The sequence below is a fragment of the Cellvibrio sp. KY-YJ-3 genome (genome assembly GCF_008806955.1).
Classification (GTDB): domain Bacteria; phylum Pseudomonadota; class Gammaproteobacteria; order Pseudomonadales; family Cellvibrionaceae; genus Cellvibrio.
The window spans coordinates 4,352,348-4,368,582 of sequence record NZ_CP031727.1 but is presented as its reverse complement, the minus strand read 5'-3'; the positions used below and the strand labels follow the sequence as shown (position 1 = coordinate 4,368,582).

Annotated in this window: 9 protein-coding genes; 8 read left to right on the top strand and 1 reads right to left on the bottom strand. The window is 48.6% G+C overall.

Going from position 1 to position 16,235, the window contains the following annotated elements:
* Positions 1-142: 142 nt before the first annotated feature.
* From D0B88_RS18495 to D0B88_RS18485, 3 genes are all read left to right on the top strand, one after another.
* On the top strand, positions 143-2,950 hold the full coding sequence (locus tag D0B88_RS18495) for a TonB-dependent receptor (protein ID WP_225318460.1): 2,808 nt from the start codon (positions 143-145) through the stop codon (positions 2,948-2,950).
* A 179-nt stretch (positions 2,951-3,129) separates the two neighbouring features.
* A complete protein-coding gene (locus D0B88_RS18490; protein WP_151059003.1) occupies positions 3,130-4,632 on the top strand; it encodes a tryptophan halogenase family protein in 1,503 nt (500 codons plus the stop codon).
* A gap of 29 nt (positions 4,633-4,661) precedes the next feature.
* Positions 4,662-5,420, top strand: coding sequence for a SapC family protein (locus tag D0B88_RS18485; protein ID WP_225318654.1), 759 nt, complete (start codon positions 4,662-4,664; stop codon positions 5,418-5,420).
* Between the two features lie 46 nt (positions 5,421-5,466).
* On the opposite strand, the gene D0B88_RS18480 is transcribed toward D0B88_RS18485, so the two are convergent.
* A complete protein-coding gene (locus D0B88_RS18480) occupies positions 5,467-7,524 on the bottom strand; it encodes a glycoside hydrolase family 97 protein (RefSeq protein WP_151058999.1) in 2,058 nt (685 codons plus the stop codon).
* A gap of 240 nt (positions 7,525-7,764) precedes the next feature.
* Between D0B88_RS18480 and D0B88_RS18475 the strand changes: the two genes are divergently transcribed.
* The 5 genes from D0B88_RS18475 (at position 7,765) to D0B88_RS18455 (ending at position 16,039) form a co-directional block, all read left to right on the top strand.
* Positions 7,765-8,799 (top strand): LacI family DNA-binding transcriptional regulator, encoded by a 1,035-nt coding sequence (locus tag D0B88_RS18475; protein WP_151058997.1) that lies wholly within the window; start codon positions 7,765-7,767, stop codon positions 8,797-8,799.
* Between the two features lie 415 nt (positions 8,800-9,214).
* On the top strand, positions 9,215-12,109 hold the full coding sequence (locus D0B88_RS18470) for a TonB-dependent receptor (RefSeq protein ID WP_007646158.1): 2,895 nt from the start codon (positions 9,215-9,217) through the stop codon (positions 12,107-12,109).
* Positions 12,110-12,339: 230 nt separating this feature from the next.
* On the top strand, positions 12,340-13,854 hold the full coding sequence (locus tag D0B88_RS18465) for a tryptophan halogenase family protein (protein ID WP_151058995.1): 1,515 nt from the start codon (positions 12,340-12,342) through the stop codon (positions 13,852-13,854).
* Entirely contained in the window at positions 13,847-15,364 is a 1,518-nt protein-coding gene (locus tag D0B88_RS18460; RefSeq protein ID WP_151058993.1) for a tryptophan halogenase family protein, read from the top strand. Before D0B88_RS18465 ends, D0B88_RS18460 begins: the two co-directional genes overlap by 8 nt.
* A 297-nt stretch (positions 15,365-15,661) precedes the next feature.
* Positions 15,662-16,039, top strand: a complete 378-nt coding sequence (locus D0B88_RS18455) for a hypothetical protein (protein WP_225318459.1) — start codon at positions 15,662-15,664, stop codon at positions 16,037-16,039.
* Positions 16,040-16,235: the final 196 nt, after the last annotated feature.

Here is a 16,235-nt window from a genome sequence, read left to right as displayed (position 1 = left end):
ATTGCGTTTGTCCGGGGGTGTCCAGCGGCCACCCAACAATAATTCAGCACAGTGTTCTCGGCATAAAAATCAGTTCAATTGGCGAGTGTGTCTTGGTTTATTGGCGGGTATATAACTAATGATAATATTCGAGGAAAAACACATGTTTACATTCAATAAAGTTGCTTTTGCCGTACGTAGCGTAATTGCGGCATCGGCTGTAGTTGCCAGCACTGCGCAAGTAGTGGTTGCGCAGGAAAATTCACCTGGCGCAATGGAGGAGATTACTGTCACAGGTATTCGTGCCAGTTTGACGCGCTCCCTGGATATCAAGCGGGAGGCAAATACGGTTGTTGATTCTATTTCGGCGGAGGATGCGGGTAAGTTTCCCGATTTAAACGTTGCCGAATCGTTGCAGCGTATCACTGGTGTATCGATTGATCGCAGTGGCGGTGAAGGGCAGGCTGTAACCGTTCGCGGTCTTGGTCCCCAATTTAACAATGTCCTCGTAAATGGTCGCCAAGTTGCCAATGACAGTGGTGGCCGTGAATTTAATTTTGATGTGCTCTCTACCGATTTAATCAGTGGTGCTGACGTGTACAAAAGCACCAACGCCACCATGCAAGATGGCGGTATTGGCGCCACGATCAATATCTCTACTGCCAAGCCATTGGATAACCCCGGTTTACAACTTCTGGGTTCTATTAAGGGAACCTATGAAACCCTTTCTGAAAAAACATCGCCTGGTTTTACCGGCATGATCAGCCAAACATTCATGGATGATACTTTTGGTGTTCTCGCCGCGTTCAGTCACGAAGAGCGCGATGTCAATATCAATAGCGTTAGAACGGCGACCTGGCGTCCGGGATTGGATTTGAAAAATGCGGATGAAGTGATAGCCAGCAATGTCAGCATCCCCCGCAACTGGGCTCAGGTAGTGGATGCCCAAAGTCGCACCCGAGACAATGCTAATCTGGTTTTCCAATTTGCGCCAAGCGAAGACCTTGCCATTACCCTTGACGGATCTATGTCGAAGTTTGAGGTAGATTCACTGGTAACTGATTTATCTGCTTGGTTCGAGCCTTCGCGTATTTCACAAGCAACGGTAGATCCAACGACTCGCACTGCGCTTTTCTTCGAGCAACAAACAGGGATATTTACTGATGGTGTGGGTGATCCGTTTGTTGATCTGGTAAGTAGTACAACAGCCAGTCGCGATGTCACCAATATTCAAACTGGTTTAAATATCGAGTGGCAAATCACTGAAAAATTACAGTCATCCTTTGATATTTCCCGGTCAACAGCGGAAAACGATCGCGCTGGTAAAAACCGCTTCAATGTAATGGGAATCAAAGATAGCAATTCTTTTGATTCCACGACGAGTGTACCTGTTGTTCAGTTTGAGCGTTTGGTGGGTGGAAATAATCTCCCTGCATCAGAAGCAAAAGCGCACTACTCGGAGATCAATGGCGCAACCAACAAAGATGCAATCAATGAATACAAAGTTGATTTTGTCTATGAGGCAGATGCAGGTGTATTCCAAAAACTCAGTTATGGCGTTTATCGCCAAGAGCGTGAGAAAGAATATTTCCAAAAAACCAATGGAGCCTTATGCAATATTTATTGTGGCTACAATATTCCAGTGCCTGAAGCCTTATTAGAGTCATTCACTGCCGATAATTTTTTTGCGGGTGCTCCTAAAGAATATTGGACATACGATGGTGACGCCTATATCGATTGGATGGTTTCTGAAGAGGGTATGGCTACTGCTGCAAATACCTTGGGCAGATCAATTGAAGATATTCGATCCGAGTTCTACGATGAAAATGGAAATTTAACTGCGACCACCGCTAATTTGCGCGATGATCGTTACACCATCAATGAAGATGTCTCTAGCGTCTATGTTAATTTCGATTTCGAGGCCGAAATTGCTGATATGCCTGTTTACGCAAACTTCGGTGCACGTTATTCGAAAACTGACATCACTGTTGCTGCAATTCAGTCAAATGTTCTGGATATAGTACCAACCGCTGATCCGACATTTTTTGATCATGTATTCAGTGAGCCTACTGCGCTGAGTGATGGCGGTAGTTACGCCAATCTTCTTCCAAGCCTAAACGTCAAAATGGAACTGACTGAAGACATGGTGCTGCGTTTTGCCAAATATGATTCTATTACCAGACCTACTATGAGCGAGCTTTCTCCCGCCACAAGTTATTCTGTACCAAGAAATCAGGCATTGTTTGCATCGGGTGGCAACCCAGCGCTCAAACCATTCAAATCCGCTAACTGGGATGTTTCCTATGAGTGGTATTACGGCGAGTCCAGCGCGCTTAGCGTTGCATTTTTCAGCAAGGAGATTGAGGACTTCATCGTAAATCTCTCTGGCCTTGAAACTATCACCATGGCGAACCGCCTCAATACACCCAATAACATTTGTGCTACTTGCGATGGAACGGAGACATCTGCAGAACTTTCAGGTTCAACTGAGCAGTATCTTGTTTCCAGACCGCAAAATGGTGAAGTTGCGGATGTAACGGGGTTTGAATTTGGTGTCACTCATACATTCGACAGCGGTTTTGGTTTTATCGTGAACGCGACTGTGGTTGATAGTAATGCAAGCTTGGGTGGCGATACAGCAACAACATTTGCACTGGAAGGGCTAGGCGATTCTCAAAACCTGGTAGTGTTCTACGAGGCTGATAACTGGCAAGCTCGTGCTGCATTTAACAACCGTGAACCCTTCTTGCGTTATGTCGATAATGGCAATGGCGAACCAGTCAATGGTGGAAGTTATGGGCAGCTTGATTTGAGTGCAAGTTATGATCTTAATGACAATGTCACTGTGTTTGTAGAAGCAATTAACGTCACTGAAGAGGAGCTGTATCAATATGGACGCTCCAGAAATCAAGTCTTCTCCGTGGAAGATAATGGTTCACGCTATGCACTTGGCGTTAGAGCCAAGTTCTAAAATCGGATGTGATTAGTACCGACTCTGGCGCATTATTATTCAGGGTTACTTGGGCTCCTGCGTGTAGTTAATGCACGCAGGAGTTCACTTAAAAATGTTAAGCAGGTTAAAAAAGCAGACTATCAGTCCACACAATAATTAACGCGCGTTTATCGCGCATTTACAGGGCCGCTAATATTATGAAAATAATTATTGTAGGCGGAGGGACCGCAGGTTGGTTAACTGCTGCAATTATTGCAGCACAACACAATGGCCACTTGCCTGGGGCCCCTGAGCTTGTTCTTATCGAATCCGAAAATGTACCTACCATCGGTGTCGGTGAAGGTACTTGGCCAACCATGAGAAACACTCTTAGTAGCATCGGCTTAAAAGAGTGTGATGTATTTAAACGCTGCAACGCTGCCTTTAAACAGGGCGGAAAATTTGTAAACTGGGTAAATGGAAATAATGATTACTACTATCACCCATTTACTGTTCCTACCGGTTACGGTCGCATTGATCTCGCTCCCTATCTTTCTGATATTACTAACTTCGCTACGCTGACCAACTTCCAGCAAGATGTTTGTGAGGCAGGACTGGCGCCGCGCACGTTGGCGGAGCAGGAGTACCAAGGTTCCTGTAATTATGGCTACCACCTTGATGCCGCCGCTTTCGGTGTGCTTCTGAAAGAAAAATGCATCAATGATTTTGGCGTGACGCACATTGTTGATGACGTGAAGCGTGTTGCTGTTTCTCCAAATGGCGAGATTATGGGTTTAACTCTGGAAAACCAGGGTGAGATATCGGGCGAGCTTTATATAGACTGCAGTGGAATGCATTCAATTTTGCTTGGAAAGGCGCTCAATGTACCTATGGTTGATGTCAGTGCAGTGTTATTTAACGATAGGGCTTTGGCAGTACAAGTGCCGTACCCCAGTGACGCCGCGCCGCTTGCCTCGCATACTATTGCGACAGCGCAAAATGCCGGGTGGATTTGGGATATAGGTTTAACATCCCGCCGTGGTGTCGGTCATGTTTATTCAAGTCGCTATTTGTCCGATGATGAGGCTGAGTCAAATCTGCGCCGCTATATTGGTGACGCTATGAATACTTTAACTCCTCGAAAAATTGAATTTAATTCAGGTTATCGTGCTGAATTTTGGAAAAATAATTGTGTTGCTGTAGGCATGGCGGCGGGATTTGTTGAACCACTTGAAGCAACAGCCATTATGCTCGTGGAATTATCCGCGCGTTACATAGCCGATAATCTTATACCCGATAGTGCGGCTACCCGAGTGATAGCTAAACGGTTTAACGAGCAAATGCATTATCGCTGGCAGCGAATTATTGATTTTCTTAAATTACATTACATGTTGACAAAAAGGCAGGAGCAATATTGGAAGGATCACACCAACCCTGAAACAATTCCCGACTCGCTTAAAGATGATTTAGCTATTTGGCATTGCCGTGGCCCTAGGGTAGAGGATTTTAAAAGTGCCTATGAACTTTTTCCGGCTGCCAGCTATCAGTATGTAATCTACGGTATGGGATTCAAACCTGAGTTTGAAAAGCAGGAGTATCTTTATCAGCGAAAAAATGAAGTGGAAAGCATACTGAGGCGAACTCAACAATTAACAACGCAGTTGTTACAAAACCTACCGCCGCATCGCGAATATATTGCGAAGTGGCTGTCCCAACATTAAGTGCCAGGTAATAAATAATGACGCAATTGGTGGAGCTTGATCCGAACATTCATGGCGATTTAAAACTATCTTGCGCAGCCCCCATCCTTTTTGCTCAGGCACAACATTTAATGGGGGTGCGGGTAACGGAAATTGACAAGGCAGTGAGCAGTTTTCCAGTGTTTTTTGTGCGCAGCGCGCAAACAGGTACGTTATCGCTTACTGCGCTAACCAGCTTTCGCGCAGGTGAAAACCTTTTTATAGAAAATCAGAAATGGCGCGCAACTTATACACCCGTTGAAATGAAAATCTATCCCTTTTCACTGGTGCCATCAGCAAACGCTGAAAAAGGTTATGCGCTTGCCGCAGACCTTAATAGTCTCGCTCTACAAACGGAATCTGGCGAACCCCTATACGAAGCTAACAAAACGGAATCGCTTTATTTATCCAAAATTAAAGCGACCCTTGAGGCGGAGATTAAAAATGAAGCCCTCACTCGTCAATTTTTGCAAGAAATTGATAGGCTCGGCCTAATTTCCCCTATCGTAATCGAGCTTCACTTCGAGGGCGGCGCAGTTGAAATCATTAATGGCCTCTGCACCGTGGCGGAAGAAAAACTTAACTCGCTCGCAGACGACTTGCTCATGGCTCTCAATAAAAAAGGTTATCTACTGCCATTGCACGCTGCACTTATATCGCTGTTTCAAGTGAATGATTTAATTAACCGCTTCAACCGGAAGTGCCAAGGTCTAAAAATAGAAAATATCAATCTGAAACTTGATCGTGGCACCAGTGGGTCATTCCAGTAAGACCCTTGGCAGTGTCACCCTACAAGTGTCATTCGGTTTACTCGGCCTAACGCCGCTTAAACCGAATCGCCGTTCCCCCACCCGGTTTTAAATCCAGCTCCAAGGTGCTTTTTGCAGTCACCTTTATCCGTTTGATTTCATAGGCTTCAGGGTTGGTTTCCCAGTCGGCGTCTTTGGCGTCGCGGTATATCTGGGCTTCATAGCGCACTTTGGGGTCGAGGAAGTCCAGTTTTACTTCAAGTTGGCGTGCGTCCTGATTGGTGATGGCGCCTAGATACCAGTCGGGGCTCTGTTTATCTTGGCGGGCGACTACCAAATACTCTCCCACTTCACCTTGTAATGCGCGGCTCTGTTTCCAATCGGTGGGTACGTCATCGATAAACTGGAAGGCGGGGTGGCCGGCGTAGTTCTCGGGTAAATCGGCCACCATTTGCAGTGGGCTGTAGAGCACCACGTAGAGCGCTAGTTGGTTGGCGAGGGTGGACGGGACGCGGTTGTGGGGGCGATGTTTTTTGTAATCGAAGTTGAATATGCCGGGGGTGAAATCAATCGGGCCGGATAGGCCGCGCGTGAACGGGATGATGGTGGTGTGGTCGGGCATATTGCCAGTGTCAGGGCTGCCGCCGTTGTACTCCATACCGCGTACACATTCGCGGGTCATCAGGTTGGGATAGGTGCGGCGCAGGCCGGTATCGGTCACGGTTTCGTGGGCATTAACCATCACTTTATGGCGCGCTGCGGTATCCACCACCCGCTGGAAGTGGTTGACCATGTATTGGCCGTGGTGCCATTGGTCGCCATCAATACGGGTGCCCACGTAGCCCATTTTCACGCTGTGGATGCCGAGTTTTTCATAGTAGCCAAAGGCGGCATCCATCTGTTGTTCGTAGTAAGTCACACCGGCGGCGGTCTCGTGGTGGCCGATAATGTCCACACCTTTTTCGCGGGCGTAACGGGTAACTTCTTCCAAATCCAGGCCGACGACAGGCTCATCAAAAATAAAGGTCGGCGTGCGCTTCCACCATTCACCCTCCCAGCCTTTGTTCCAACCTTCAATCAGCACGCCGCTAATGTCGTGCTGGGCCGCAAAGTCGATATATTCCTTGGCGCGCGCAGTAGTTGCACCCTGTTTGGGGCCGGGGCTCCAGTCTTTTTCGCCGATGTGCATCTCCCACCAAATGCCCATATATTTTCCCGGTTTGATATAGGTGCCTGGTTTGATGTAGCTGTTGTCGCTCTTGAGTGTTTCAGGTTTGGGCGGTTCATTCAGGTTTAAGGTTAAGTAGGAGTTGAGCAGGTCGATGGCTTTGGGCGCGATTTGAATCGTGCGCCAAGGGGATTGCATGGGCGCTGCGGTGCGCACCTTGTCGCCATTGGGCCAGGGCACCAGATCCACTTTCAGGGTTTTGGTGTTATCGCTCACCATGCGCAGGGTCATGCTGGCGTAGTTCACCAGCGCCGCCTCGTGAATAGCCAGCGCATAGTGGCGCGCTTCCAGGGTGATGGGAGTGAAGGCGACATCTACCGAGCTGAGCGCTGATTTTAAATATTGGTATTCCGGCCCCCAGTTGCGATAGGCGGGTAGCCACCATGCATGGCTATTTTCCGCCAGTACAAACTCGGTGAGTTCATCCTCAATCACAAATTCTTTCAGCTTCGCTTGGGCGGGAATTTCGTAGCGCAGGCCAATGCCGTCGTTAAAGGCGCGCAGTACCAGGGTTAATTGCCGTGGGCTGGCGCTGGTTTCAATCAACTCCAGCCGTAATTCACGGTAGTGTTCGTTGATGGTTTGTTGTTCGCCCCAGGGTTGTTGCCAATCCTGGTTGTATTCGCGCTCGCTCTGTTTGCGCAGCACCATCTGCTCGCCCAAGGCTTGTTGGCCTTTGATTTTTAGCCCGAGGCGGGAGCGATTCACCACCGGCCTGCCGGCATAAGACACGGCGTAAAACACCCCCTCCGGTTTCACTTCCACTTGTAATTGGATCTGTTGATCCGGTGAGCTGAGAGAGTAATGAGGTGTGCTGACAACTGTTTCGGCATGGCTCAAACCTGCCAGCAAGGCAATGGTGCCCGCTAAAAAGACGAATAAAGAACACTTGTGCATGGGGCATCCTCGCGGCCGGGGGATAGTTGATAAGAGTTGTTTTTATACTAGACGCTATTTTTAATTTACTAATTAAACCAATGTTATTAAATTGTGGCAAGTCAATCCGTGTCGGTTGCAGGCCAGCTTGCAACCGGTTGTATGGTTATTGTCAATAAAACAAATTATGATGCCAATTGAGATCTGCGTTTTATCCCTTTGAAATTGCTTCATTAATTCGTGACTGGTAATTGGTGTGTTATGGCAATAGCAGAACCCGGCGTCAAAAAATCCGCCCTGAAAATGACCGACCTTGCCCGTATGGCGGGGGTATCTAAATCCACTGTGTCGCGTGCGTTGCAAAACAGCGAACTGGTGAATCTGGAAACACGGGAAAAAATTCAGGCGTTGGCCAAAGAGCACAACTACCGGCTGAATACCCAGGCGCGCAATTTTCGCTTGAAAGAGTCGCTCACCATCGGGGTTGTGATTCCCTCCGCGGAGAGCGCTAGCTGGCAAATTACTGACCCTTTCTTTCTGGAGTTGCTCGGTGCAATTTCTTTCAATTTGATCGAACAGGGGCACGAGATGTTGTTCTCGGGGCTAAGCCTGCATGCAGTTGCCAGCGGTGATGATGGTTTGCGCCGCATCAACTGTGACGGTTTAATTGTGGTGGGGCAGGCCGATTGCCACGAGGATTTGAATCGTATTGCCGATGGTCATACCCCTATGGTGGCCTGGGGCGCCAAGTTGCCGGATCAGCGCTATTGCACCGTCGGTGGTGACAACCGGCGCGGTGGTGAATTGGCAACCCAGCACCTGTTGGCGCGCGGCTGCAAACGCATTGCAATTATTGGCGATTGGGGTACACCGGAGGGATTGCTCCGTTACGAGGGCTATCGCGCGGTATTGGCAGAGGCCAATATTGCACCTGAACCGGCGCTGGAAATTATTCTGGACAGCGCCCGAGACAGCCATCGCCAAGCCGCTTTGCGCCTGTTGTCGAGCGGCCATGAGTTTGATGGGCTGTTCTGCCTGAGTGATGCCATCGCCATGGCGGCGATTAATGCACTCAATGAACACGGCGTGGCAGTACCGGGCGACGTGGCCGTGGTGGGGTACGACGATATCTCCCTGGCGCGCTACTACACACCCTCCATCACCACGGTGTATCAGGATCGTGAACTCGGCGGCCGTTGGTTGGTAGAAAAACTGCTGAAAATGATTGATGGCGATCTGGTTGAATCTGCCTACTTACCCACCGACATAGTGCTGCGTAATAGCAGCCTCCGCTAGATACTCTCCAACAAAGGCAACCGGCACACTCGCATAAGCGAGTGTTCTGGTTTGCGATAACAATCCCCGCCAGTGATCTCCGCGCTCGCAACGGCAGCACCTGCCCGCAAACTCCTATTTCCACCCGTTTTCTTCCCTAAAGCAGTCATTGTTGCACCCAAAATAGCGCTCAACTGCTGTTCAATAATTACTCTCAAATGCTAACTAATGTAACCACTGTTGTTTTTGTCGCTTAATGCAACCGGTTGTTTCTTTGGGTAGCACTGGTTTTTCGCTAATTGATGGTCAAATTGTAACCTTCCGTAGCAATGCTAAATATTCGCGGAACTTTTTTTGCTTTCGGCCTCAGTTGTTCTACATTACAACCGGTTGCAAAGAATTTTTGCGGCACATAAAAACACATCGGGAGAGAGACATGAAACACAACACACTATTCAAGCCTGCCATTTTGTCACTGGCTGTCGCGGCAGCGACCAGTGGTTCCGGCTTGGTATTCGCACAAGACACTACCAGTCAGGACGCCTCAAACGTAGAAGAGGTGATGGTGACCGGTATCCGTGCGAGCTTGATGCGCGCCCAGTCGATGAAAATGGAAAACACCTCCATTTCTGAAGCCCTGGCGGCGGAAGATATTGGTAAATTGCCCGACTCATCCATTGCCGAATCGCTGGCACGTCTGCCAGGTTTGGCCGGTGAGCGTAAAGGCGGCCGTGTAAGCGGTATCTCTGTGCGCGGTTTTAAAGAAGACTTCGTGGGCACCACCCTGAATGGCCGTGAGCTGCTGGGTATTGGTGACAACCGCGGTGCCGAGTACGACTTGTACCCTTCTGAAATTATGTCTGGCGCGGTGATTTACAAATCATCCGAAGCCAAATTAACCACCACCGGTATTGGTGGCACCGTGGATCTGCGCACTGCGCGCCCACTGGATGTATCCCCCACCGTGACTTTTAACGGTTCTTACGAAATGGCGTCGCAGGGTTCAGATAACCCCGAGTTCGACGACGATGGCAACCGTTACGCTATTGGTTTCTCACAACGCTTTGCCGATGACACCATCGGTTTGGCCATGGCCTACGCCTCTACCGAATCGCCTACCAACCAACGCAAATACGGCGTTTGGGGTTACAACGAAGATGAAGACACCGGTCGTTTTGTGCCGAGCGGTTTGGACATCATGGCGATCTCTTCCGTGTTGGAGCGCGACACTGTGTCGGCGATTTTCCAATACCGCCCCAACGATGATCTGGATATAGTCATCGATGCATTGGATATCGACTACAGCGATTACGGTGTGATTCGCGGCTTTATCGAACCCTTCTCCGTGGGCTCTCTCACTGCAGGTTCAGGCGCTTTTGATGCAACTGGCACTCAGGTTAACGCCAACCCGGTATTGCGTACCGACCCTAAAGAGATCCTCGGTGAACTGCAAACCGTGGGCTTAAACCTCAAATACAAACTGAACGATGTTTGGTCTGTTCATTTGGATGTGGCTGACAGCGAATCCAGCAAAACCGATACCCGCGGTGAAAGTTATGCCGGTCTGGGCCGTTCAGGTTCATTGACCAATGCGCAATTAGGTTCACGCACCTTTGAAATGAGCCAGGGTGGCGTGTTCTTTACCGGCATTTCCGGTATGGATTTCAGCGATTTCGACGCCATCAAACTGACCGGCCCACAAGGTTGGGGTGGTTCTTTGGCGGCTGAGGCCGACGTGTTTGAATCCAATGTGGAAAAAGCGGCGGGCGGTGGTGTTTACACTTACGAAAACGCACAGGACGGCTTCCTCAACTCCGGCGTATTTGATGAGAGCTTAACCACCATCAAATTCGAAGTGGCTGCAGAGTTGGATACCAGCTTCCTCACCGGCGTAACGGTGGGCGCTTACTACAGCGATCGCGAAAAATCCAAAGTGAACGACGGCTTCTTTGCCACCTCACCCACATACCCCTATGGCAATGGCACCGGTGTAGTGGATGAAGTGATCCCCGAGAAATACCGCTACGGTCTGGCTGACTTGACCTGGGCTGGTTTGGGCATGGTTGTCGCCTATGACGGTTATGCGCCCTACAAAGATGGCTATTACTACCAAACCTCAGCGGCAACGCTGGAGCCGGATCGCTTGGGCGATACCTATGTAGTCACTGAAGAAGTCACTACTTTCTATGTTCAAGGTGATTTCAATACCGATGTCAGTGGCATCAACGTATTTGGTAACGCCGGTTTACAAGTCGTGGATACCGACCAGGCATCGACCGGTTTCATCGGCTTGGTGAATGAAGAGTTCCGCGTTGATCCCATCGTGGCTGAAGGTGGCGCTAGCTACACCAAAGTGCTGCCTAGCTTGAACGTCAGCGCTGAAGTAGCCGAGTCGCAGTTTGTGCGTTTTGGTGCATCCAAAACCATCAGCCGCGCGCGTATCGACCAAATGAAAGCCTCCGGTTTCGTGAAATACGACCAAAACATCGACATCCTCTTGTCCGAGGATTACGAAGCGGAAACGCCATGGTCCAAGTTCCAGGGCGCGCCTACACTGCGTCCGTTGGAATCCAACAACCTGGATCTGGCTTATGAAAAATACTTTGCGGAAGACGGTTATGTATCCGTAACCTATTTCTACAAAGACCTGGTTAACTGGACCCGTGAAGGCCAAACCGTTATCGATTTCACTAACGATGCGACCAATGACGGCGCCAACTACTACATCCCGGCGTTCCACAACAAAACTGTACAAACCGATGGTACCTACGGCCCGAACGATGTATTCCTGACTGCCGGTACTGTAGTGGCACCTGCACAGTTCCAAGGTTACTCATCATCGTTTGAAGATGGCTTGAAAGGTAATGTGGACGGTTGGGAGCTGACGGCTAACGTACCGCTGAACCTGTTGAGCGATGCATTGGACGGTTTCGGTTTTGCAGCATCCAGCGCGTTTATCGATGCCAAACTGGATGATGGCTCTGCCATTCCCGGTCAATCGGATGAGGTTCACTCGCTGACCGTTTACTACTCCATGAACGGTTTTGAAGTGCGTGTGGCGGGTACCGATCGTAGTGATTTTGCAACCTATCAACGCGGTGGTAGTAACAAAATTGAAAACGCCAATCGCAATGGTGTGCAGTTGATCGACGCCCAAATCAGTTACGACTTCTCCGAGTCCAACTTCACCGCGCTGGACGGCTTGCGTATCTCGTTACAAGGTACCAACCTGACCGACGAGGATGAGGAAGATGTAGGTGATCAAGGTATAGTGACTGCTCGCCGCGAGTTTGGCCCAACCTACATGGTGAACGTGAACTACTCGTTCTAAGTTTATTGTTGTAGGTACGAGCAAGTTGTTTTGGAAAACCTCACAGCGCAATCTGTGAGGTTTTTTTATGGCGCGGGCTGAATAATTAGGCTCGCGCTGAAATACCAACTATTGTTAGAAACATAAGTAACCTGTAGGTATGTTGATAAATATACCTATCGTCATGGCCGCGAATGCGTGTATCTACGTAACAGTGCAACAAAAATAATAGGCAGCAATACGGAATCTGAATGAACAACATCATTAAAAAAATTGTGATTGCCGGTGGCGGTACCGCTGGCTGGATGACGGCAGCGCTATTAAAAAAAGTGTTGCAGCAGCGGGTAGAGATTCAACTGGTGGAATCGGAAGAGATCGGCATCATCGGTGTGGGTGAAGCGACTATTCCGCCCATCCAAACCTTTAATTCTGTGCTCGGTTTACATGAACCGGAATTTTTGCGCGAGACCAAAGCCACCATCAAAATGGCCATCCGTTTTGATAACTGGAAACAGCAGGGCGATAGCTACTACCACACCTTTGGCGCCCCCGGCACTACCATCGGTTTTAGCGCCTTTCAACACTATTGGCTGCGCGCACAAAAACAAGGCTTGAACACATCAATTTGGGATTACGATTTAAATTATCTCTGCTGCGAGGCCGGTGTATTCGGCAAATTCGACGGCAAAGATCCGCTCTATCAAGTGCCTTACGCTTACCATTTTGACTCCGCACTTTACGGCCGCTATTTGCGCAAAATCAGCGAGCAGGCGGGTGTTGTGCGCACCGAAGGAAAAATCCGTGAGGTGCGGTTAAATACAGATAGCGGTTTTGTAGAAACGCTGCTTATGGAAAATGGCAGTGAAATTCAAGGCGATTTATTTATCGACTGCAGCGGAATGCGTGGCCTGCTAATTCAAGGTGCATTACAAACCGGTTATGAAGATTGGAGTCACTGGCTGCCTTGCAATCGCGCGCTGGCAGTGCCCTCGGAACGCTTTGAAAAAACCTTGCCCTATACGCGCTCCATTGCACACAAAGCTGGTTGGCAGTGGCGCATTCCGCTTACCCATCGCAATGGCAATGGTTTGGTCTATAGCTCACACCATTTAAGTGACGATGAAGCGACCACTATTTTATTAAGTAATTTGGATTCAACTGCGCTCGCCGAACCTAAACCGATCAAATTTAAAACCGGCCGCACTTTACAACAATGGAACAAAAATGTGATTGCAGTGGGCTTGTCGAGTGGATTTTTGGAGCCGCTGGAATCTACCAGTATTCATTTAATTCAATCGGCGATTGTGCGGTTGTTAAAACATTTTCCCAATGCTGGCATCAGCCAAACGCAAGTGGATGAATACAATCGGGACTCCAAACACGAATACGAAACCGTGCGCGATTTTATTATTCTTCACTATCACTTGAATGAGCGCGACGATAGCGAGTTTTGGCGCTACCTGCGCAATATGCGGATACCTGAACGCCTTGCGCATAAAATTGCGCTGTTCCAAGAAACCGGCGCAGTCATGAATGATCCCGGTGATATTTTTCTGGATTCTTCCTGGCTGCAAGTGATGATGGGGCAGGGCATTATGCCGCGCGATTATCATCCCACGGCGGATATTCCCGGCGCGGAACAATTGCAGTCCATGCTTGCGCGTATCGCCAGCGCGAAACGCCAGCCACTCACACAATTGCCCAGCCACGATGAATTTTTGCATCAATACGCTGGCGTAACACGCGCAGGTATAAACCGTGGATAAACTGTTGCGCATCGTTATTTTAGGCGGCGGTACCGCCGGGTGGATGGCTGCCAATTTATTTGCCAAACGCTGGCCGCGCGAACAAGTGCAAATCACACTGATGGAATCCCCTGAGATTCCTATTATTGGTGTAGGTGAAGGTTCAACGCCCTCGTTAAAACGTTTTTTTAAACAGTTGGATTTACCCGAACAGGAATGGATGCCCGCGTGCCACGCCACTTACAAAACCAATATTCGTTTTGTGGGCTGGAGCCCCGCGTCGAGCATGCAGGAATATTCACATCCCTTTTATTCCCAGCCTGACGTATTTAATGAGCGCGCATTTTTTACCAACTGCCGCACCCGCCGTTTGGGGTTGGATGTAGTCACCGACCCGGAAAAGTTTTTTATCAATGGTGAATTGGCTCGGCAGGGCAAGGTGCCCATCGCGTCGGCTAATTTTCCCTTTCAAATGGAATACGGTTATCACTTTGATTCGCAGTTGCTGGGCCGCTATTTGGCCGGTGTAGCTACGGCGCGGGGAGTGATTCATTACCAAGCGAAATTGGCCGAGGTGTTGCGCAATGATCGCGGTGAAATTACCGCCCTGCAAACCGATGCCGGTGATTTTATCGCGGGTGATTTTTTTATCGACTGCACTGGTTTTGCGTCGCTGTTAATGCAACAGGCATTGGCGGTGCAATTTCATTCATATCAACAGCAATTATTTAATGACAGTGCGGTGGTAATGCCCACAGCTGCACTGGAAAAACCTCCGGTAGAAACGCGCTCCACTGCGTTAAGCGCAGGTTGGTGTTGGCAAATTCCGCTTACCCATCGCACCGGTAATGGCTATGTGTATAGCAGCCAATTTATCAGCCGCGATCAAGCCGAAGCAGAATTTCGCGCGCACATCGGCATGAGTGAAAGTGCGCAGGAGTGTCGCCATTTAACCATGCGCGTCGGGCAATTAGCGCAACACTGGTCGCACAATTGTGTGGGGCTCGGATTATCGCAAGGTTTTATTGAACCGCTGGAAGCCACGGCATTGCATCTGGTGCAGCTCACCATAGAAGCCTTAATGGACGCGCTGGATGAACACAATTTTACGAGTAATGGGCGCGATAATTTTAATCGCACCGTCGCCAATCATTTTGACGGTGTGCGCGATTACATAATTGCGCACTACAAATTAAATACCCGTGGCGTAAATAATTCGCTCGGCAGCGATTACTGGCGCGCGAACCGCGACAACAAACAACTCCCCGAATCGCTACTGCAAATTCTGGATGTCTGGTATCGCTGCGGTGATTTGGCGGCAGAGCTGGCACAGCGGAAAATCAAACCCGCTTTCAACACTGCCTCCTGGCATTGCCTACTCGCCGGTTACGGCGCCTTTCCACCACTCGCCGCTAATCAACCGGGGCAGGGCAAGGGAGATTTATATCGCGAATGCGAAGTGAAAAAATTTGTGGAAGGCTGCGCGCTGAATTTTCCGTTGCAGACGGACATGATAAAAATGGCGCGTTAACTGTGTGTGCCTGCTAACTTTGATTACGGTTTCTGGTGATTTTCTCTCCAAGGAATATCAAAGAAAGTAAAGCACGCGATATCATTAGACTTTTTGTGGTTTTTTGAAAATTCGTCAATCAAAAAAACTATTTACCGTTTGGCCGTTTAATAGGTTTACAGAAGAAAATCCATGAAATATTTTTTTATTTTTAATACATTTTTTAATTGGCTGTTTCGCCATTAGCTATTTTTATTGTGCTGTAAAGGATCACTTAAAAACCATCGCCATCACCATCACAGAAATCACTATAAATTTATGAAAACTTCTATCTTGCTATTAACACTATTTTTTTCCGAGGTTGTTCTAGGCCAATTAAAAGTAGCTTGGCCTGACTTGTCAGCCATTAAATATGTATCTAAAAGACACGCTGTAGAGTCAGACATTAACAGCGGTGCTGCGGTATTCCTTCTGAAATCAAATGGAATAAATATCGGAACGCCAATAGACATTGAAATCCCCCAATATGCTATTCACTTGGATGGTGAGACTGGCATGAGAGCTAATGTGGTAATTATCCAGGCCGAAGAGGCTAACGGGCAACAAGTTGTTGGTGCTTTAAATGTGAAAACTCAAAAGTTTATAGCGGGTTTTTTAAATGAGTTTGAATTGTTAGGAACAAATAAACCTGAATAGTAATCCGCTAACAAGCGTTGCGGCTAAAAGTTAATACCGTAACCCTGCTTCTGCTTGGCTTCCCCTTCGTAACCGGGTATGCATCCTGATTTCCACAACGCTCTAAAAACCCCTGATACTAACAACTACAAATTATAAGATAATAATAAATTATGATTGAGATATGTTTTGGCGCGTGACACACTAATCCGGCTAT

Excerpts from the sequence above, each read along its gene's own strand:
- D0B88_RS18475 (WP_151058997.1), top strand. The coding sequence starts at position 7,765 with ATGGCAATAGCAGAACCCGGCGTCAAAAAATCCGCCCTGAAAATGACC.
- D0B88_RS18490 (WP_151059003.1), top strand. The coding sequence starts at position 3,130 with ATGAAAATAATTATTGTAGGCGGAGGGACCGCAGGTTGGTTAACTGCT.
- D0B88_RS18470 (WP_007646158.1), top strand. The coding sequence starts at position 9,215 with ATGAAACACAACACACTATTCAAGCCTGCCATTTTGTCACTGGCTGTC.
- D0B88_RS18495 (WP_225318460.1), top strand. The coding sequence starts at position 143 with ATGTTTACATTCAATAAAGTTGCTTTTGCCGTACGTAGCGTAATTGCG.
- D0B88_RS18455 (WP_225318459.1), top strand. The coding sequence starts at position 15,662 with ATGAAAACTTCTATCTTGCTATTAACACTATTTTTTTCCGAGGTTGTT.
- D0B88_RS18465 (WP_151058995.1), top strand. The coding sequence starts at position 12,340 with ATGAACAACATCATTAAAAAAATTGTGATTGCCGGTGGCGGTACCGCT.
- D0B88_RS18480 (WP_151058999.1), bottom strand. The coding sequence starts at position 7,524 with ATGCACAAGTGTTCTTTATTCGTCTTTTTAGCGGGCACCATTGCCTTG.